Source organism: Pseudomonas sp. IPO3774, from assembly GCF_013386835.1.
In the GTDB taxonomy this organism is placed as follows: domain Bacteria; phylum Pseudomonadota; class Gammaproteobacteria; order Pseudomonadales; family Pseudomonadaceae; genus Aquipseudomonas.
The window spans coordinates 17,770-35,225 of the sequence record NZ_JACAQY010000005.1; the positions used below are offsets into that span (position 1 = coordinate 17,770).

General features: G+C 60.7%; 18 protein-coding genes, 1 tRNA gene and 1 riboswitch. Of the genes, 5 read left to right on the forward strand and 14 right to left on the reverse strand.

Features of this window, described 5'->3' with window-relative positions; all coding sequences use genetic code 11:
* Positions 1-2 precede the first annotated feature (2 nt).
* Together HYE77_RS01715 and HYE77_RS01720 are read right to left on the reverse strand one after the other, a co-directional pair.
* Positions 3-296, reverse strand: a complete 294-nt coding sequence (locus HYE77_RS01715) for a type II toxin-antitoxin system RelE/ParE family toxin (RefSeq protein ID WP_087692619.1) — start codon at positions 294-296, stop codon at positions 3-5.
* A gap of 161 nt (positions 297-457) precedes the next feature.
* Positions 458-1,270, reverse strand: coding sequence for a helix-turn-helix transcriptional regulator (locus HYE77_RS01720; protein WP_008437810.1), 813 nt, complete (start codon positions 1,268-1,270; stop codon positions 458-460).
* Positions 1,271-1,365: 95 nt separating this feature from the next.
* On the opposite strand from HYE77_RS01720, the gene HYE77_RS01725 reads away from it, so the two are divergent.
* The 3 genes from HYE77_RS01725 (at position 1,366) to HYE77_RS01735 (ending at position 3,795) form a co-directional block, all read left to right on the forward strand.
* On the forward strand, positions 1,366-2,262 hold the full coding sequence (locus HYE77_RS01725) for an SDR family oxidoreductase (protein WP_003212059.1): 897 nt from the start codon (positions 1,366-1,368) through the stop codon (positions 2,260-2,262).
* A gap of 317 nt (positions 2,263-2,579) precedes the next feature.
* Positions 2,580-2,819, forward strand: a complete 240-nt coding sequence (locus HYE77_RS01730) for a DUF6124 family protein (protein WP_003212057.1) — start codon at positions 2,580-2,582, stop codon at positions 2,817-2,819.
* Between the two features lie 169 nt (positions 2,820-2,988).
* On the forward strand, positions 2,989-3,795 hold the full coding sequence (locus HYE77_RS01735; RefSeq protein ID WP_177068321.1) for a polysaccharide lyase family 7 protein: 807 nt from the start codon (positions 2,989-2,991) through the stop codon (positions 3,793-3,795).
* A gap of 46 nt (positions 3,796-3,841) precedes the next feature.
* On the opposite strand, the gene HYE77_RS01740 is transcribed toward HYE77_RS01735, so the two are convergent.
* The 11 genes from HYE77_RS01740 to HYE77_RS01790 form a co-directional block, all read right to left on the reverse strand.
* Entirely contained in the window at positions 3,842-4,297 is a 456-nt protein-coding gene (locus HYE77_RS01740; RefSeq protein WP_177068322.1) for a hypothetical protein, read from the reverse strand.
* A 168-nt stretch (positions 4,298-4,465) separates the two neighbouring features.
* Positions 4,466-4,539 (reverse strand) — tRNA-Gly (locus HYE77_RS01745).
* A 137-nt stretch (positions 4,540-4,676) separates the two neighbouring features.
* A complete protein-coding gene (locus HYE77_RS01750) occupies positions 4,677-5,561 on the reverse strand; it encodes an alpha/beta fold hydrolase (RefSeq protein ID WP_003212046.1) in 885 nt (294 codons plus the stop codon).
* A 305-nt stretch (positions 5,562-5,866) separates the two neighbouring features.
* Positions 5,867-6,559, reverse strand: a complete 693-nt coding sequence (locus HYE77_RS01755) for a pseudouridine synthase (protein ID WP_177068323.1) — start codon at positions 6,557-6,559, stop codon at positions 5,867-5,869.
* Positions 6,559-6,771, reverse strand: a complete 213-nt coding sequence (locus tag HYE77_RS01760) for a cysteine-rich CWC family protein (RefSeq protein ID WP_008437822.1) — start codon at positions 6,769-6,771, stop codon at positions 6,559-6,561. The genes HYE77_RS01755 and HYE77_RS01760 overlap by 1 nt, the downstream gene beginning before the upstream one ends.
* 73 nt (positions 6,772-6,844) lie before the next feature.
* The gene (gene uca, locus HYE77_RS01765; RefSeq protein WP_177068324.1) at positions 6,845-10,474 is read right to left on the reverse strand and encodes an urea carboxylase; all 3,630 of its coding nucleotides are present in this window, start codon (positions 10,472-10,474) and stop codon (positions 6,845-6,847) included.
* Positions 10,475-10,778: 304 nt separating this feature from the next.
* Positions 10,779-11,411 carry an urea amidolyase associated protein UAAP2 gene (locus tag HYE77_RS01770; protein WP_177068325.1) on the reverse strand — a complete coding sequence of 211 codons (633 nt, stop codon included), beginning with the start codon at positions 11,409-11,411 and terminating at the stop codon, positions 10,779-10,781.
* A 9-nt stretch (positions 11,412-11,420) separates the two neighbouring features.
* Positions 11,421-12,146, reverse strand: coding sequence for an urea amidolyase associated protein UAAP1 (locus HYE77_RS01775; RefSeq protein WP_003212035.1), 726 nt, complete (start codon positions 12,144-12,146; stop codon positions 11,421-11,423).
* Positions 12,143-12,907, reverse strand: coding sequence for an ABC transporter ATP-binding protein (locus HYE77_RS01780; RefSeq protein WP_177068326.1), 765 nt, complete (start codon positions 12,905-12,907; stop codon positions 12,143-12,145). The genes HYE77_RS01775 and HYE77_RS01780 overlap by 4 nt, the downstream gene beginning before the upstream one ends.
* Positions 12,904-13,719, reverse strand: a complete 816-nt coding sequence (locus HYE77_RS01785) for an ABC transporter permease (protein ID WP_003212030.1) — start codon at positions 13,717-13,719, stop codon at positions 12,904-12,906. Before HYE77_RS01785 ends, HYE77_RS01780 begins: the two co-directional genes overlap by 4 nt.
* Positions 13,720-13,731: 12 nt before the next feature.
* Complete coding sequence (locus HYE77_RS01790) at positions 13,732-14,799, reverse strand: putative urea ABC transporter substrate-binding protein (protein WP_003212027.1); 1,068 nt, start codon at positions 14,797-14,799, stop codon at positions 13,732-13,734.
* Positions 14,800-14,860: 61 nt separating this feature from the next.
* Positions 14,861-14,961, reverse strand: a riboswitch (guanidine-I (ykkC/yxkD leader).
* 303 nt (positions 14,962-15,264) lie between these two features.
* Between HYE77_RS01790 and HYE77_RS01795 the strand changes: the two genes are divergently transcribed.
* Entirely contained in the window at positions 15,265-15,621 is a 357-nt protein-coding gene (locus tag HYE77_RS01795) for a hypothetical protein (RefSeq protein ID WP_003212026.1), read from the forward strand.
* Between the two features lie 160 nt (positions 15,622-15,781).
* Positions 15,782-16,231: a DUF3757 domain-containing protein gene (locus HYE77_RS01800; RefSeq protein WP_177068327.1), complete on the forward strand. Its 450-nt coding sequence runs from the start codon at positions 15,782-15,784 to the stop codon at positions 16,229-16,231.
* On the opposite strand, the gene HYE77_RS01805 is transcribed toward HYE77_RS01800, so the two are convergent.
* A complete protein-coding gene (locus HYE77_RS01805) occupies positions 16,225-17,337 on the reverse strand; it encodes an enoyl-CoA hydratase/isomerase family protein (RefSeq protein ID WP_177068365.1) in 1,113 nt (370 codons plus the stop codon). The genes HYE77_RS01800 and HYE77_RS01805 overlap by 7 nt on opposite strands.
* Between the last annotated feature and the right edge of the window lie 119 nt (positions 17,338-17,456).

Sequence of the window (17,456 nt, forward strand, 5' to 3'; positions counted from 1 at the left end):
GATCAAACTTCCTTTGCCAGTTTTTTTGCTCGCCGGATGTCGGCGTCTTGTGAGGATTTGTCGCCACCGGCCAGCAAGACGATGACGGTTCTTCCTCGCTGCGTGAAATACACTCGATAACCCAGACCGATATCTACGCGCATTTCCGAGACACCATTGCCTACCGTCTTTATATCGCCCAGATTGCCAGCAGATGCGCGATCGATGCGCCGGGCGATGGCGATTTTTGCGCGTAAATCACGTATTGCTGAATGCCAGGTAATGAAGGTCTGCGTTTGCTGGACATGATAGTTCACGGGTTCTCACTGTATCCATATGGATACTGGCTGGCAATAGGCATGAGCACGTGCGCGCGGCGCGGTTAGGCGCAGGAGAACGATGTGAGTAAGGCTAAGGATTCAAATGGTCTCTTGTTGCGAGCGATTGCAGTGTCGAAGTCTCTTGCAGTTGCTGGCGCCTAATCCATCAAGGATGCGATCCGCTGCGCATCCTCCGGCGTCGCCGGGTTGTACACCACCATATTCAGATCCTTGCGCCCATCGACCGCAAACACCGAATACTCAAATTCGATCGGCCCCAACACCGAATGGCGTATCCGCTTGATGCGATCACCATGGGCGCCCTGAACATCGTTTTCGCTCCACATCGCCTTAAATTCAGGGCTGCGTCGACACAGTTCATCCACCAGCGGCTGCACCTGCTCCGCCGCGCCTGAGCGCGCCGTATCAATCCTGAAAGCCCCCAACACAAACCGCGCCACGCTTTCCCAGTCGTATTGGGCCGCGCGGGAATTGGGATCAAGGAACATGAACCGCAGGATATTTCGCTGTTCCGGCGCCTGGGATCCGTAGTCCATCAACATCACCGTCGCCGCCTGGTTCCACGCCACCACGTCCCAGGTCGCCGTACGCAGGATCGCGGCGCTGGGGTTCAAGGCATCCAGTACCCGTTGCAGGCGTGGCGTCACCGTTTCGTTTTGCTGATAGCGCACTTCGGGTGGGCGTCCGAAGGCCAGCAGGAACAGATGCTCGCGTTCGATATCGGTCAACATCAGCGCATGGGCAATCCGCTCCAGCACTTCCACCGACGGCGCGCCGCCACGGCCCTGTTCGAGCCAGGTGTACCAGGTAGGGCTGATGTTCGCGCGTTGGGCCACCTCTTCGCGGCGCAAACCTGGCGTACGCCGTCGTGCCGATGAGAAGCCGAATGCCGCCGGATCAAGCCGGGTACGTCGGTCTTTCAGATAGCTGCCCAACTGGTTTGCGCTCATAGCCTGTTAGCCTCTATACCCTGATAACTTCACTACTTTACCCGTATAGGGCAAGCGCACAGATTAGTCTCTGAATACACACGGAGATACGGTTCATGCGCATATTTATAACGGGTGCCAGCGGATTTATCGGGTCGGCTGTCGTCAAGGAACTGATCGCGGCGGGCCATCAGGTGCTGGGGTTGTGCCGCTCGGATGACAAGGTGGCAGCGCTGGAGGCCGCCGGGGCTCAGGTACATCGTGGGTCGCTTGAGGACCTGGGAAGCCTCAAGTCTGGTGTTGCCCAGGCGGATGGCGTGATTCACCTGGCGTTCAATCACGACTTCTCGAAATTCGTCGCGAACTGCGAGGACGACCGCCGGGTTATCCAGGCGCTGGGAGAGGCACTTGCCGGGTCGGATCGACCGCTGATCATTACCTCCGGTGTCGGAATTGCGAGCACCGTGCCGGGGCAGTTGGCGACGGAGGATGGTGCGGTGGTTACCTCAGCGCAGATTCCTCGTGCAGCGTCGGAAGAAGCGGCTAACGCTGTAGCCGCGACGGGGGTGAATGTGTCGGTGATGCGTTTGCCTCAAGTACACGACACCGTCAGGCAGGGGCTGGTTAGCCCGGTGATCGAGTTGTATCGCGAGAAGGGCGTTTGCGCTTACATCGCCGACGGGAAAAACCGTTGGCCGGCGGCACATATTCTGGATGTGGCTCGGCTCTACAGGCTGGCGATTGAAAAGGCCGAGCCGGGCACGAGGTATCACGCGGTGGCGGAGGAGGGTGTGTCGCAACGGGAGATTGCCGAGGTGTTGGGGACGCGGCTTGGTTTGCCGGTTAAATCCATTTCGGCGCAAGAGGCTCAGGGGTTTTTTGGTTGGTTGGCAAGGTTTACCGCTCACGATATGCCTGCATCCAGTGCGATCACGCGCAAGACGTTGGGATGGGAACCGGTGGGGCCGGGGTTGCTTGCGGATCTTGCGCAGTTGGAGGGAACTGAAGGCTGAAGCGCGGATTGGCCTGAATATTTGAACCTTGCTCCATTGCCTACACAACCATCAGAATCGTCCCGGTTGTACGCCTTGGGCAACCTCTTTAAGGTTCGTCAGCCGCTGCCCATCAGCGGTCGGGTTTAGTAGCCCGGTGAAGTTTTGGCGTACGGCTGTTCTATCGGTCAGGCATCTTATTGCCTGTGCCTAATGGTAGCTGTGCGCAGGGCGTCTTCGGGCGCGCCGGTTCTGAAACTTCCCGGTCTACTAACCTGCGTACAGCTGCCACCCTATCTCCGTAGTACTGGGTGGTGGTCCTTCTTGAGGATCAACAGATGTGTACTGACTCGTATAACTCACCCGTAAGAATCTTCAGCGTACGTCCCGAAATCGGCACCGATGCATTGCTCGCCAACGCTTACGAAACCATTGCCGGCGCTGGCGCAATGACCAACGAATTTGCCGATAACCTGCCAGATAAGCATCGCAGTCTGGCCTTGGCGATTCAGCAAATGATTGAACTGGGGCTTTTACTGGTAGAAGCCGTGCAGGACCGAGTGGATCGGGTTTCTTGATTCTGTAAAAGGCTTTCCCTTCCAGGCCGCACATACCAAGGGAAGGGCAGCCCTCCAATATTTTTTTCTCTTTCGGCAGTAAGGCGCATTACATTGATTCGACACCCGCAACAGCTATCGGATCTGCTGGCGTTGGAGTTGGGGCTTTGACGAATAATTGGTGACGGTGATGCACGCATTTAAAGTGTTTGGCGCTAGAGTTATCGCGGTGTCGGTAGTGGCCATCGGAGCGATTTTTAACGGTGGAAATGCCTTTGCCCTGGATGCCACAAAACCCCCAGGCGACAACCTGTCCAACCTGAGCCGTGCCTACGTGCTTCAGGATTTCAATGCGCAAGGTCAGGCAGAAGAAGTCGCGATCGGCGAAAATCTTCAGAACGCCTATTTCTACACAAACTGTTATCGCACATCGGGATGCCATCAAGGCGTGCCTGAAGGAGCGCTGGTATTCAACACACCCTCGGGTCTTGACGCGACGCCCAACAGTCACTACCCCCGTGTTGAGCTGCGGGCAAAAAGAGAGTTCACCGCAGGTGGGGTGTTTGATAATACCCAGTCCGGCGAGCTTTATGTGGTGCAAAATCCAAGCACAAAATCGATCATTTTTGCCCAGATACATGGCGACAAGGCGGGAGGTTCGGAGCTGCTGAAGCTTCGCTGGGAAGGTGGCTCGATCATCGCCGGGACCAAAACGCGCTATGGGCAGAAGGAGCAACGGACAGTATTGCTGAAGGGGCTCGAGCTTAACGACAAGCTGAATTACAAGATTGAGGTCAAGGGCTCCGAGGGTGGCATGGTGCTGCTGGTTTCGGCTGCGGCGAATGGCAGGCAGGCCAGCCGGGAGTTCGATATTCCGCCATCGGGTTGGCAGGGCATCAATCTGTATTTCAAGGCCGGGAATTACAACCAGACCGCTGAGCAGGACGGCGGGGCAGCTATTGTTGCGTACACCTCCCTGGATGTTAGTTATCGATAAATAGGACAGTTTGGGGGGAGTTCCCCTCCTTGACCGATCCGTACCGTTATTTCTTGAAGTACATCATTGCATCAATAAACCGCTCAGCTTTTTGCTGAGTGTCGACCAGAGAAAAGTTCATGGTGCTACCCGCCTGATTTCGGGTAATCACCACCCAACGGCCGCGCTTGGAGTAAAGCGTCGCGGTACCAATTGAGTTGAAATAGATCCTGGTTTGTACCGACTTGGACGAGGTGACCGAGCTTCCGGCAGCTATTGCCCCGTTACCAATCGGTACTGCACTGGCAAACCCGCTGCTGGACGAGACGATGCCGTTGCCATAACCGATGTACTCGTCGGTGAAAAATACCTGCTCAGGCCTGGTCTTTTGCGGTTGCTCCATCAGGACCTGCTCGATTATTGATCTTGCCTGTTCCGCAGTGATGGGGGCCGGCGTGTATTCAACGACTTTGGCGGCGCAGCCGGTGATCAATAACATGACTGTAATAACGAAAGCCTTCATCCCTGATCCCTTGAAATTGATATTGGCAACTCTGCCACGGCGAACATGAGAGCAGCATGATTGCTGCACGTTGTACCAAATCCCACCCATAAAAAAACCGGTCACCAAGGACCGGTTTTTTTACACATCCCCCGTCAAAACCAGCCTGACGCAGGAGCAAAATCTGAGTGGAGCGGGTAGAGGGAATCGAACCCTCATCTAAAGCTTGGGAAGCTTTCGTTCTACCACTAAACTATACCCGCTCAGAGCGGCTGACTTTGTACCAGATGTGCTCGCGGATTTGAAGTTTTTCTTCGAAAATTCTGTGTTTTACGTGCCAACGGTCGATCATGGGCAGGCGGCCCCCCTGGGAAATCCGGCCCGCCCACAACCCCACCGCTCATACGGCAAACGCATGCTGTGGCTGTGACGCGTGGTACCGCAACCGGCTTGGCTGCTGCTCCGGTCTCAAAAAGCCCATCAACGCCTCCCGGCTATCCCGGCACGCGGCCTTGTGCTCCATATCCAGAAAGTGCCCGGTCGCCTGAATCGTGCCGAAGCTGCTTTTCGCAATATGTTGCCCAAACAGCTTGGCATCCTGGGCACTGGTGTACTCGTCCCATTCGCCGTTCAAGAACAACACCGGTATATCAATCTGCTTAGCGGCCTTGAGGTAGCACAGCCGGTCGCTGTTGAGCACGTGGCTGATGTGAAAGTGCATCTGCCCATACTCGTGCTCGGCCAGGCTGCTCACGTGTTTGTGATTGAAGCGTTTGAACAGCGACGGCAGGTGTTTGCCGATGGTGCTGTTGACCAGGTGGCCCACGCGGTCGCGGTCGAGGTTGCCGAGGTAGTCGACACCGCGCTCCAGGTAGTCGCGCATCGGGGCGTTGATCACCGGGGAGAACGAGCTGATCACGGCCTTTTCCACACGGCGCGGGCGGTGGGCGAGGGCGACGAGGGTCGCGGCGCCGCCCCAGGAAAAGGACAGCACGTGTTCGGCGGCGAAGTGGTCGATGAGTTCCAGAAGGATCTGGCCCTCGACTTCTTTCGTCAGCATATGCTCGTGGCGGTTGTGGATTTTGGAGCGGCCAGCGTAGGGCTGGTCATACAAAACCACGTTGAACGTCGGGTGCAGGCTTTTCACGGTCTGGGCGAAAGACGCAGTGGTGGCCATTGAGCCGTTGACCAGGATGATGGTCTTGGCTGCTGCGTCCGCGCGATAGAACTCCGTGTAAACCCGATACTGACCCTGTATATCCAGCACAGCGATTTCTGGCCTCATGTCGTAAGACTCCTGGCAAGCGGGTAATGCGCGCAGATCACTCTGCACGAGCTTTGTGACAGGTAGGCATACGCCTGGAAGTGAGGGCCCATGTCGATCCGGTACTGGCTGGCCGACGGGTGTTGTTATGGCGGGCAATTTGCCGTGAGAGGCCCGCAGGTCAAGCGTGCGGACGGGCAAAGTGTTTCTTGTAGGTAGGGGTGACTCGCCAGTCAGATTGCGGCTGGCTGGGTTGATTCAAGCATCAGGGATGCCAGTTCGCCAGTCGATGGCGTGGGTTTTTGCCATCATCGGCTGAACGGTCATCAGACCTGTTGGATTTCAGCCTCTGTAAGCGCCCGGTAATGGCCTGGCGCAAGGGCTGCGTCCAACTCCAGCGGTCCCATGCGTTCGCGGTGCAGGCGTATCACTTTGTTGTCGAAGTGCCCGAACATGCGCTTCACCTGGTGATAACGCCCTTCAATGATGCTCAGGCGCGCCGTTCTGGGGCCCAATAGTTCCAGTTCCGCCGGTTGGGTGGTGAGCTCTTCAAAGGCGAAGTACAGGCCGGCGGCGAAGGTGGCCGCGTATTGCGGGCCGATGTCCTGCTCGGTCTCGACGTAGTAGACCTTGGGCAGTTTGGTTTGCGGCTGGGTCAGGCGGCGCGACCACTGGCCGTCGTTGGTGATCAGCATCAGGCCGGTGGTGTTGAAATCCAGACGACCGGCGATGTGCAGCTCGTGCTTGTCCGGTTCATCCAGCAGGTCGAGCACCGTGGGGTGTTGCGGGTCGGACGTGGCGCTGACGCAGCCCTGGGGTTTGTGCAGCATGAAGTAACGCGCGGGTTTGCCGGCTTGCAGCACTTCGTCATCCAGCAACACACGGCTGAACTCGCTTACCGGGTGGTGCGGATCGCTGGTGGCCTGGCCGTCGACGCTGATCCGCCGCTCCACCAGCAACAGGCGAACCTGTTTACGGTTGAAACGGGGCAGGTTGCTGAGGAAACGATCTACGCGCATTACGACCGCTCGTTGCCGCGCAGTTGTTCGTCCACCTGAGCACAACGCGGGCACAGGCAGGCTTTATTGCGCAGTTCCGCCGGCAAGGCTTCGAGCACTGCGGGGTCGATGCTGACGGAATAGCACCAGCACGCCTGGTCGGCAGTGCGCGGGTCGGCCAGGACGCAATCGTTGCGGGCGCCGCAGGCGGGGCAGAGGGTTGGCGTGGTCATCGGTCGGTTCAGGCTGTATCGGACAAGGTCCCGGTGAAACCCGGTGTGCCTTGCACGATACAGCCCCGCCGCGTTATTGCAAATCACGCTCCAGCACCACCACCCGTTGGCCTGCGCCAATGCCGCTGCCGGGCTGCACCGGAATTTCCCGCACGGTGCCGGCGAACGGTGCGACTACCGGGATTTCCATTTTCATCGACTCCAGGATCACCAGCACATCTCCCGCCGCCACGCGTTCGCCAGCGCTGACCTGCACTTGCCAGAGATTGCCGGCGATGTGGCTGTCGATGCTGTATTCGTTGGCCTGCAAGGGCGTGTCTGCGCCCTGTGGTGCGGCGAGTTCCTCGCTGTCGAAATGCGCCTGGCCGCTGGCGATCCAGCGTTCGCGTTCGGCGTTGAACGCGCGCTGCTGTTGCCCGCGAAACGCGCCGATGCTTTCGGCTTCCTGCGCGAGAAAGGCCTGGTAATCCGTCAGGTTCAACTGGCTGTGTTCGATGCTCAGTTCAAACCGCCCAAGGGGGAAATCCCGGCGTATCTGCACCAGCTCATCGGCGCTCACCGGGTAAAAGCGGATCTGGTCGAAGAAGCGCAGCAACCACGGTTTGCCATCGAACGCGGCGACTTCCCGGTAGCGGTTCCACATCTGCAAGGTACGCCCGACGAACTGATAACCGCCGGGGCCTTCCATGCCGTACACGCACAGGTAGGCGCCACCGATGCCCACGGAGTTTTCGGCGGTCCAGGTGCGTGCCGGGTTGTACTTGGTGGTGACCAGGCGGTGACGCGGGTCCAGCGGCGTGGCCACGGGCGCGCCGAGGTAGACGTCGCCCAGGCCCATCACCAGGTAGCTGGCATCGAGCACGGTGTGGCGCACTTCGTCGAGGTTGGCCAGGTCGTTGATGCGGCGGATGAACTCCAGGTTGCTCGGGCACCACGGGGCATCCTTGCGCACGGTGGTCATGTATTTTTCGATCGCCAGTTGGCAGGCCGGGTCGTCCCAGGACAGTGGCAGGTGGACGATGCGCGACGGCACCTGCAGGTTTTGGCTGGCGCAGACGGCGTGCCATTCGGCGGTGATCAGCGCCAGGAGGTCGGCGAGGGTAAGTTGTTCGGGCTGGTAGTGGATTTGCAGGGAGCGGATGCCGGGTGTCAGGTCGATGACGCCGTGCAGGGCTTGTGCTTCGAGGGCTTGCATCAGGGCGTGGGCGCGAAAGCGCAACACCAGGTCGAGTTCCGGGGCGCCGATTTCCAGGAGCAGGTGGGTGTCGCCGGCGAGGCGGGCGACCAGGCGGGTGTCGGCCTGGCCGATGTCCAGAACAACAGGCGACTCAATCAAATGTGGGAGCGGGCTTGCTCGCGAAAGCATCGCCTCGGTTTGCCTGTCGGACCGAGTTGCCTGCATCGCGAGCAAGCCCGGCTCCCACACTTGATCCCATTTCAAGGCGAGGTCTCGGGCGGTCTTGATATCGACGGGGGTGAAGCAGATTTTGTCACCCGCCTTGAGCTGGCCCAGCTGCCACAAGTCCGCCTCGATCACCGTCACCGGGCATACAAACCCACCCAGGCTCGGGCCGTCGGGGCCGAGGATCACCGGCATGTCCCCGGTAAAATCCACCGCACCGATCGCATACGGATTGTCGTGAATATTCGACGGATGCAACCCCGCCTCACCGCCATCCGTACGCGCCCACAGAGGCTTCGGCCCGATCAACCTCACACCCGTGCGGCTGGAGTTGAAATGCACTTCCCACTGGGTGGCAAAGAACGTCTCGATGTACTCGGGCTTGAAGTATTCCGGCGCGCCGTGGGGGCCGTAGATCACCCGCAGTGTTCGCACCTCGCCAAGCGGTTCAGGCACTAGCGTATTGCCGCAACTGACATCCTCCAACGGCAGTAAGTGCAACACATCACCCGCCCGCAAAGCCCACCCGCCATGCCCACCAAACTGGCCAAGGGTGAAGGTACTTTTGCTTCCCAGATAATCCGGAACCTGCAGCCCGCCGCGCACGCAAAGGTAGCTGCGAGCTCCGGCCCCGGCGATGGTGCCCAGGCTCAAGGTTGCGCCCGCCGGGATCAGCAACGCGGTGTTCATCGGTACCGCTTCATCATTCAAGCGCAGCACAATGTCTGCACCCGTCACCGCCACCACCGCCGCACAATTGAAGCGCAGCAACGGCCCGCTCATGGTGATTTCCAGCGCAGCGGTGCCCTCGGCATTGCCCAGCAGGCGATTGCCCAGGCGCAGCGCGCGACTGTCCATCGGCCCCGACGGCGGCACGCCTACGGCCCAGTAACCGAGGCGCCCCGGATAGTCCTGCACACTGGTTTGCGTGCCGGCGCTGAGCACTTCAAACGTGTTGGCGTGGTACACCAAATCTTCAAGGCAGCGCGTCCACGGATGGCCACTGGCGAACGGTGTAGCGAGCAGAATCTGGCGCAGATAATCGCGGTTGGTTTCCACACCGTACAGTTGGCTGTTGCTCAGGGCTTGATGCAAATCCAGGCGTGCCTGTTCGCGGGTCGGCGCCCAGGTGATGAGCTTGGCGATCATCGGGTCGAAGTAGGGCGGAATCTCGCAACCGGCCTCCACCCACGTGTCGATGCGCAGGCCTTCAGCGACCGGGAAGTCCACATACGTCAAAAGCCCCGGGCTTGGCTGAAACTCCCGGCCCGGATCTTCGGCGTACAGGCGTGCCTGAATCGCGTGGCCGTGAGGCTTCAGTTGCAGTTCCCGCAATGGCGGCATTTCCCCGGCGGCCAATTGCACCATCCAGCGCACCAGGTCCACGCCCCACACTTGCTCGGTGACGCCATGCTCCACCTGCAACCGGGTGTTCACTTCCAGAAAATAGAAGCGGCCATCGGCGCTATCAAAGATAAATTCCACGGTGCCGGCGCTGCGGTAATCCACTGCCTTGGCCAGGGTGATGGCGGCACGGCACAGCTCATCCGCCATGCCGTCGGGCAGGTTCGGCGCCGGGGTTTCTTCAAGCACTTTCTGGTTGCGCCGCTGCACCGAACAGTCGCGCACGCCGAGGGCGATCACCTCGCCGCAGCCATCACCAAACACCTGCACTTCCAGGTGCCGGGCGTGCTGGATGTACTTCTCGATAAACACACCGGCATCGCTGAAATTGTTCTGGCCCAGGCGTTTCACCGCCTCGAAACAGTCGCGCAATTCATCGGCGCTGTGGCACACGCGCATGCCGATCCCGCCACCACCGGCGGTGCTTTTAAGCATGATCGGATAGCCCACGGTTTCCCCGGCCAGTAGTGCGGCGTCGAGGCTGTTGAGCAGCTCGGTGCCTTCCAGCAGCGGGATGTTGTGCTGCCTGGCCAACGCGCGCGCGGTGTGCTTGAGGCCGAATACCCGCAGCTGTTCCGGCGTCGGGCCGACGAAGGCGATGCCTGCTGTTTCGCAGGCTTCGGCGAAGGCGGCGTTTTCCGATAGAAAGCCATAGCCGGGATGAATCGCGGTGGCGCCACACGCCTTGGCCGTGGCGAGGATTTTCTCCACCGACAAATAGGTGCCGGCCGCCGCGCCTTCGCCCAGGCTGTAGGCCTCATCCGCTTGCTGGATATGCAGGCTCGCGGCATCGGCTTCGGAATACACCGCCACGCCCTTGACCGAAAGCTCACGCAAGGTGCGCAGGATGCGGCAGGCGATGGCGCCACGGTTGGCGATCAACAGTTTTTCGAACATGGCAAAACCCCGCAGGCCGATGAGTGCTCGGCCTTGTCCTGGGATGCGGGCCGTCCCGCAAATGTGGATGGCGCTGCGGTCGTCCGCAGCGCATGCAGTCAGTGTGGGAGGTGGAGTGTGGGAGCGGGCTTGCTCGCGAATGCGGTGGTTCAGTCAATACATCAGTCGCCTGATACGCCGCTTTCGCGAGCAAGCCCGCTCCCACACAATCTCGCTCCCACAGGTGATCTTCAGCGTTTTCGCAGGCACTGCCCGGCCCGGGCCTGGCACAGGGCGAACAACCACTGGCGCAACCGCTTGATCTTCAGTTCCATACCAGTAACTCCGCAGGGGTTGGGTTGTAGCCGTTGCACGGGTTGTTCAGTTGCGGGCAGTTGGAGATCAGTACGATCACGTCCATCTCGGCCCGCAGGTCGACGTACTTGCCGGGGGCGGAAATCCCGTCCTCGAAGGTCAACCCGCCATCGGCGGTCACCGGCACGTTCATGAAGAAATTGATGTTCGGCCCGATGTCGCTTTTACCCAGCCGGCCATCGTGGGCGCAGGCCCGCAGGTAGTTGTCGCGGCAGCTGTGCATGTAGCGTTTTTCCAGGGCGTAGCGCACGGTGTTGCTCTCTTGGGCGCAGGCGCCGCCAAGGGTGTCGTGGCGTCCGCAGGTGTCGTCGACGATGGTCAGCATTGGCTGGCCGAGGTTGGAATACAGCACGCTGCCGGTGCTCAGGTACACGCTGTTTTGCCGACGCAGGGTGCGCTGCACGTCGTAGCGTTCCCTGGGGTTTTTCAGGCTGTAGAACAGCGTGTCGACCGCCTGGTTGCCCTCAAGGTCGAGGATGCGCAGGGTCTGGCCGGCTTTGACTTCCATCAGCCAGGGGTCGCCGGCGGGAATGGTCGCGCGGTACACGGCCGCGTCCGGTTGTTTGGCGAGTGCGATAGACATGGCAGGTCCTCAGGCGAACAGACGGTCTGTGTTGATAAAGCCGCGCTCGTTTTCCGGGCGCGAGGTACGGCAGTGTTCGGCGACGCTTGGGTCGGCGTTCATCCAGCTGAGTTTCAGCGGCTGCGGCGCGTACTCGGGGTTGGGGTCCATGGGATGTTGCAGCGCGGTGAGCACCACCAGTGTGTCCATCGGTGCGTAGAGTTCGATGTAGTCGCCGGCCTTGGAGTGACCGGGGACAAAGTGCAGGCTGCCAGCTTCATCTACCGTGACTTTGCTGAACAGGTTGAGGGTCATCAGCAGGTCAGACAGCCCCAGGCCCCACTTGCCCAGTTCCACCAGCAGGTTGTCGGTGCCGTTGCGGTAGAAGCCGTTGCGCAGCTCTTGATAGCGGCCTTTGCCGTATTTTTCCGCGACCTCGGAGGCGCATGACACGCCGCCGATACTGTCACTCCAGCCGCAGGTGTCGGCGGTGATGGCAGCCAGCACGCGGCCCATGTCCGAGTACAGGCAATGGCCGTTGGTGAGCTTGGCGGTGTGTTGGCATTTGAGGCTGTCGGGCAGGTTCAGGCGCTCGGTTTTTTCATTGGCATTGAGCAGGGTCAGGCTGACGTTGGCGCCGCCGCGAATGTCGGTGAGGCGCAGCAGTTGGCCGCGCTTGAGTACAAAGGAACGGTGGCCGCCGCCGGGGAGCATTTCCTCGGCGAAAGGTGGGAACAATTGAGTTGAGTCGGTCATTTGGAAGTGGCTCCAAGTTCGGCGGCGATCGCCTTGCGGCGCTCGCTGTTCAAAGGGATGTCGTAGGTGATACGGGCGCCGTAGGCGCCGGGGGCGTGTGGGTCGAGGCGCACCTTGTCGAATACCAGCAAGCGGGTGCCGAGGCTGAAGCCTTCACTCAGGTCGTGGGTGACCATGAACACCGTCAGCCTGGTTTCGCGCCACAGCTCCAGCAACAGCAGGTGCATGTCTTTGCGAATGCCCGGGTCGAGGGCGCCGAAGGGTTCGTCCAGCAGCAACACGCGGGGCTTCATGATCAGCGCCTGGGCGATGGCCAGCCGCTGCTGCATACCGCCGGAAAGCTGCGCCGGGTACTTGTCCAGGGCATGGCCCAAACCGACTTTATGCAGCAGCGCTGCGGCCTGTTCCCGGGCCTGTTTTTTCGCGTTGCCGAACAGGCGGCCGAGCAACGCTGAACGCGGCAACTCAAGGCCCAGCGCAACGTTGTCCAGCACCGTCAGATGCGGGAACACCGAGTAGCGCTGGAACACCACGCCACGGCTGGCATCGGGTTCGGCGGCGAGCGGTTTACCGTCCAGCAGGATCTCGCCATGGCTGGCGGTTTCCTGCCCCAGCAGCAGGCGCAGGAAGGTCGATTTGCCGCAACCGGAGGTGCCGACCAGGGTGCAGAATTCGCCTTCAGCCACGTGCAGGTTCAGGCGCTCCAATACCACCTGGTCGCCATAGCGCTGCCACACATTGTTGACGTTGATAAAGCTCATGCCCGCGCTCCTTCGTACCAGGGGAACGCGCGCCGGGTCAGGGCCTTGAGGCCCCAGTCCATCAGCCAGGCCAGCAGGGTGATCCACACCACGTAGGGCAGGATCACGTCCATCGCCAGGTAGCGGCGCACCAGGAAGATCCGGTAACCCAAACCGTCGGTGGAGGCGATGGCTTCGGCTGCAATCAGGAACAGCCACGCCGAGCCGAGCATCAGGCGCAGGGAGATCAGCAAACGTGGCAGCAATTGCGGCAGCACCACCCGCAGCATCAGGGTCCAGGTGGAGGCGCCGAGGGTCTGTGCCTTCACCAGCAACTCCACGGGAATTTCCCGTGCCCGCTGTTCCAGGTCCCGCGCCAGGGCCGGGGTGATACCGATCACGATCAGCATCACTTTCGACAATTCCCCCAGCCCGAACACGATGAACAGGATCGGCAGGATCGCCAGCGGCGGCACCATCGACAGCACCGTCAGTAACGGCGACAACGGTGCGCCAAACAGCGGCAAGGTGCCGGCTGCAATGCCCAGGCACAGGCCGGCGAGGGCGCTGATGCCCAGGCCGATCGCCAGGCGGCGCAGGCTTGAGGCGCTGTCTTGCCACAGCACGTATTCACCGGTGCGAGTGTCGGCGCTGAAGGCCAGGCGTTTCACTGCGTCGCCCATTTGTGCGGCGCTGGGCAGCAGCTTGTCGTTGGGGTTGTCTGCCAGGCGCTCGGCCGAGCCCACGAAGTAGGCGAACAGCAGCAGGGCGAAGGGCAGCAGCACCAACAGCAGGCGACTGGAGCGTTCCGGGTGACGGTTGATCAGGCGCATGGCCGCGTCCTCTTACAGCGTGCCGTCGGCGGCCATCTGTACGTAGCTGGGGTCGAAATGCAGCTTGAGGTTGGCAGTGTCGCCGCGGGTCACGCCATTGGCGAAGCTCATGCCCACGGCGTTGGTGTCCTTGGCACCTTCACCCAGCAGGCCGTGTTTAAACGAGAACTCGGCGACTTTGCCCATGGTGGCGGGCAACTGCGCGCTGGTGGCAAAGGCCAGGGCTTCCTTGGGCGTGGCGAACAGCTTGGTGGTGTCCAGTTGCGACTGGAAGCCCTTGAGGTCGGTGCCGGAGGCCTTGGCCATGTGTTCCAGGGCGTCGGTGCTGGCGGCGTTTTTCGCGTTCATCAGCGCCACCACTTCAAACCAGGCGCCGGTCAACGCTTTGCCCAGCTTGGGGTTGTCCTTGAGGGTCTGGGTGTTGACCACCATCATGTCCATGATTTCGCCGGGCACTTTGCTGGAGTCGAACACTTCGGTGACACCGGGCTTGGCCTTGATCTCCGAGAGCATCGGGTTCCAGGTGGTGACGGCCTTGACCTGGTCGGTGTTGAAGGCGGCGGCGATGTCGGCGTCGGAGGTGTTGACCACTTTCAGGTCTTTTTCGCTGAGGTTGGCCGACTCCAGGGCGCGGGCCAGCAGATAGTGGGACACGGAGAGTTCCACCAGGTTGACGTTCATGCCCTTAAGGTCGGCGACGGTCTTGCCTTCACCTTTGATGACCACGCCATCGTTGCCATTGGAGAAGTCGCTGACCACCAGCGCGGTGCTGTCCACGCCGCCGGCGGCGGGAATGGTCAGGGCGTCCATGTTGGTCATGGTGCAGCCGTCGAACTGGCCGGCGGTGTACTGGTTGATGGATTCGACGTAGTCATTGAGCTGCACCATGTCGATCTTGATGCCGTACTTCTTGGCCCACTTGTCGAGGATGCCTTGGCTGCCGGCGTATTCCCACGGCATCCAGCCGGCATAGATCGTCCAGCACACGCTGAAATGGTCTTTGGGGGCGGCTTGGGCGGAAAAACTCACCACGGCGGCGAAGGCGGCGGCGAGCAGGGCGGGTAAACGTATCGAGGGCATGGATGCTTCTCCAGTTGATCAAGGGCGAGCAGGAGCAACGCGGCACCGTGAACGGTGGCTTGTCTCCCGGGCTTTTATCCCGCCGTGTAACCTCAACTGGAGGTCGCCGACTCTCGGACCAGCCACTCGCCTTAGCGAGCCGGAACCCTAGTCAGCCATTGCAAATTGTGGTGCCGCGAACCTGTGATGACTCCTGCACGGGAGAGGTAAAGCGAGAGTCGTGCCAAGTGGCACGGGTGCAGTAATGGCGTGGGTTGGCGCGAGGAGGGGGGGCGCAACGTGCGGTGAATATGCGTCGTGGTGGTGCGGGATTGCACTGCAATGAGGCGACCGGCAGATGTATCAATCTATGTCTAAATCGCACCAGATTCCGTTTTTGATGTCAGATATTTCGTCAGGCAGTGAAAGCTGTTTGCCGCCCCCCAGCGTCGCTGGGTGTGCTCTTCCGCGGTCCAGGAGGCCGCCATGTATCGTCGACTGCTTCTCATCGCTTTGCTCGGCTTGACCCTGTCTGCGTGCGCGCCTTATTACGGTGGCGGCCAGGCCTACTACGGTTCCGAGGTCTACACGGCGCCCGCGCCGGCGTATTACTACGGCGGCGGCCCGTATTACCATTACCGCCAGGGATACTACCCGCCACCGCAGCGTTATTACCCGTCGCCGCGTTATTACCAGCCGGCGCCGCGCTATTATCCTGCGGGGCCGCGCGCGGGTTATCGGCCTTACCCAAACCAGGGTTGGGGCAACAGTCACTGGGGTAATGGCGGCGGACATGGCCAGGGTGGTGGTCAGGGTGGAGGCCGTGGCGGCGGTCATCGCTGATAGGAATAATTGGAAAAACGGCGCTCAGGCGCCGTTTTTGTTTACCGTTGGTCGGCACTGTCATATTTGACAGCTATCCTGTGGGTTACGCCTGTAGTTAATTGGGAGCAGTCGCCTGTTTGGCGTATCGCTTCCAGCATCGACTGATGGAACCCATGACATGAACGTCAGCCCGCTCTACCTGTTATTTTTTGCTTTTCTTGGCGTCAGTACGTTGGCAGCAGCGCAATCCTGTCCTTACCCGAGTGCTGTACGGTACGTTGACGGTCACTTTCAGGGAACTGACAGCGACTCGCCATGGATAAGCCAGGCAATGAGCGGCGGGGAATTCGTGGAAACCTTTGTCGGCGCGCTTTTTACTCCAAGCGAGCAGGACGAGCGCAAGCATGGCTATCTGGAAAAGTGCATTTATAAAACCCTGAGGGGTAAGACAGTCACCCTGAGGTACGGCACGGCTCAAGCCGGGGGGGCGATGTCGCTGGCAGATACCACGCATTGGGTACCGGGCACCGATGCTTTCGGGCAACAGATTTTCCAGTGCGACGACCACCAACCCGATAATTGTGCCTTCACGTTCGAGGGCAAAAAAGCGCCGACGGGCGCTCAATAGTCAGACAGGTCCGCCAGCGGATGCCGCCCTTCCCAGACCTTGTGGAAGTGCGCCTGCACCACGGCCTCGGGGATCAAGTTGATGTCCGGCCAGTGCCAGTGTGGCTGCTGGTCCTTGTCGATCAACCGCGCCCGCACACCTTCGCTGAATTCCGGGTGACGGCAGCAGTTCAGGCTCAAGGTGTATTCCATCTGGAACACCTGGGCCAGGGACAGGTGCCGCGCTCGCTGGATCTGTTCCCACACCAGGTGCGCGGTCAGCGGGCAGCCTTCGTTCAGGGTCTTGCCTGCGCGGCGGAGCAGCGGGTCGGTGTGATCGCGTAACTGGCTCAAGGCTCGCCACGCACAGCGCACATCCCCCACGTCCAGCCACTCGTCGATCTGCCCACGGCGCGGCAGCCATTGGGCTTCGGGCAACTGGCCGGCGGCTTCCTGGGCCAGGGCCTTGAGCAGGCTGTTGAGCTGCATGTCGGTCTGTTCCTGCCAGTTCAGTTGCAGCAGGCCTTCAAGCAGTTCGTCTTGTTGTTCATCCAGCAGGAAACGGTCAGCCAGGCCCAGGTCCAGGGCGTCGCGGCCGTTCATATGGGCGCCGGTCAGGCCGAGGAACAACCCCAACTTGCCGGGCAGGCGAGACAGGAACCAACTGGCGCCCACGTCCGGGTACAGGCCGATGCTGATTTCCGGCATGGCCAGGCGGCTGCTTGGCGTGACGATGCGCACGGCGGCGCTTTGCAGCAAGCCCATGCCACCGCCCAGCACATAGCCGTGGCCCCAGCAGATCAGCGGTTTGGGGTAGGTGTGCAGGCGGTAGTCGAGTCGGTATTCCGCGGCGAAAAAATGCGCGGCCAGCGCCGGTACTTCGCCGGGATGTTCACGGCAGGCCTGGGCCAGGCTGCGCACTTCGCCACCGGCGCAAAAAGCCTTGGGGCCATTGCCGCGCAGCAGCACGCAGACGATTTGCGGGTCTTTGGCCCAGGCGTCCAGGCGTTCGCTCAGGGCCAGGATCATCGGCAACGACAAGGCATTGAGGGATTTTTCCGCGTCCAGGCTGGCGATGCCAACGCGGGCGCCGCCGGTGCCAATCAGCTCTTCGAAGTGCAGGTTCATCATGACCTCAATCGATAAAGTGAAGGTTCAGTATGATCGCTTCGCAGGAAAGTGCGGTATCTGCGTCAGATCAATTGACAAGCAAGGTCGGCTTTCCTAGGGTTCGCCTCATTCTTTTG

What these genes read in the sequence shown, in the direction of transcription:
- HYE77_RS01785 (WP_003212030.1), bottom strand. Translation starts at nt 13,719, where the DNA reads ATGCGCCTGATCAACCGTCACCCGGAACGCTCCAGTCGCCTGCTGTTG.
- HYE77_RS01795 (WP_003212026.1), top strand. Translation starts at nt 15,265, where the DNA reads ATGTATCGTCGACTGCTTCTCATCGCTTTGCTCGGCTTGACCCTGTCT.
- HYE77_RS01780 (WP_177068326.1), bottom strand. Translation starts at nt 12,907, where the DNA reads ATGAGCTTTATCAACGTCAACAATGTGTGGCAGCGCTATGGCGACCAG.
- HYE77_RS01755 (WP_177068323.1), bottom strand. Translation starts at nt 6,559, where the DNA reads ATGCGCGTAGATCGTTTCCTCAGCAACCTGCCCCGTTTCAACCGTAAA.
- HYE77_RS01740 (WP_177068322.1), bottom strand. Translation starts at nt 4,297, where the DNA reads ATGAAGGCTTTCGTTATTACAGTCATGTTATTGATCACCGGCTGCGCC.
- HYE77_RS01730 (WP_003212057.1), top strand. Translation starts at nt 2,580, where the DNA reads ATGTGTACTGACTCGTATAACTCACCCGTAAGAATCTTCAGCGTACGT.
- uca (WP_177068324.1), bottom strand. Translation starts at nt 10,474, where the DNA reads ATGTTCGAAAAACTGTTGATCGCCAACCGTGGCGCCATCGCCTGCCGC.
- HYE77_RS01725 (WP_003212059.1), top strand. Translation starts at nt 1,366, where the DNA reads ATGCGCATATTTATAACGGGTGCCAGCGGATTTATCGGGTCGGCTGTC.
- HYE77_RS01720 (WP_008437810.1), bottom strand. Translation starts at nt 1,270, where the DNA reads ATGAGCGCAAACCAGTTGGGCAGCTATCTGAAAGACCGACGTACCCGG.
- HYE77_RS01790 (WP_003212027.1), bottom strand. Translation starts at nt 14,799, where the DNA reads ATGCCCTCGATACGTTTACCCGCCCTGCTCGCCGCCGCCTTCGCCGCC.
- HYE77_RS01775 (WP_003212035.1), bottom strand. Translation starts at nt 12,146, where the DNA reads ATGACCGACTCAACTCAATTGTTCCCACCTTTCGCCGAGGAAATGCTC.
- HYE77_RS01735 (WP_177068321.1), top strand. Translation starts at nt 2,989, where the DNA reads ATGCACGCATTTAAAGTGTTTGGCGCTAGAGTTATCGCGGTGTCGGTA.
- HYE77_RS01750 (WP_003212046.1), bottom strand. Translation starts at nt 5,561, where the DNA reads ATGAGGCCAGAAATCGCTGTGCTGGATATACAGGGTCAGTATCGGGTT.
- HYE77_RS01770 (WP_177068325.1), bottom strand. Translation starts at nt 11,411, where the DNA reads ATGTCTATCGCACTCGCCAAACAACCGGACGCGGCCGTGTACCGCGCG.
- HYE77_RS01800 (WP_177068327.1), top strand. Translation starts at nt 15,782, where the DNA reads ATGAACGTCAGCCCGCTCTACCTGTTATTTTTTGCTTTTCTTGGCGTC.
- HYE77_RS01805 (WP_177068365.1), bottom strand. Translation starts at nt 17,337, where the DNA reads ATGAACCTGCACTTCGAAGAGCTGATTGGCACCGGCGGCGCCCGCGTT.
- HYE77_RS01760 (WP_008437822.1), bottom strand. Translation starts at nt 6,771, where the DNA reads ATGACCACGCCAACCCTCTGCCCCGCCTGCGGCGCCCGCAACGATTGC.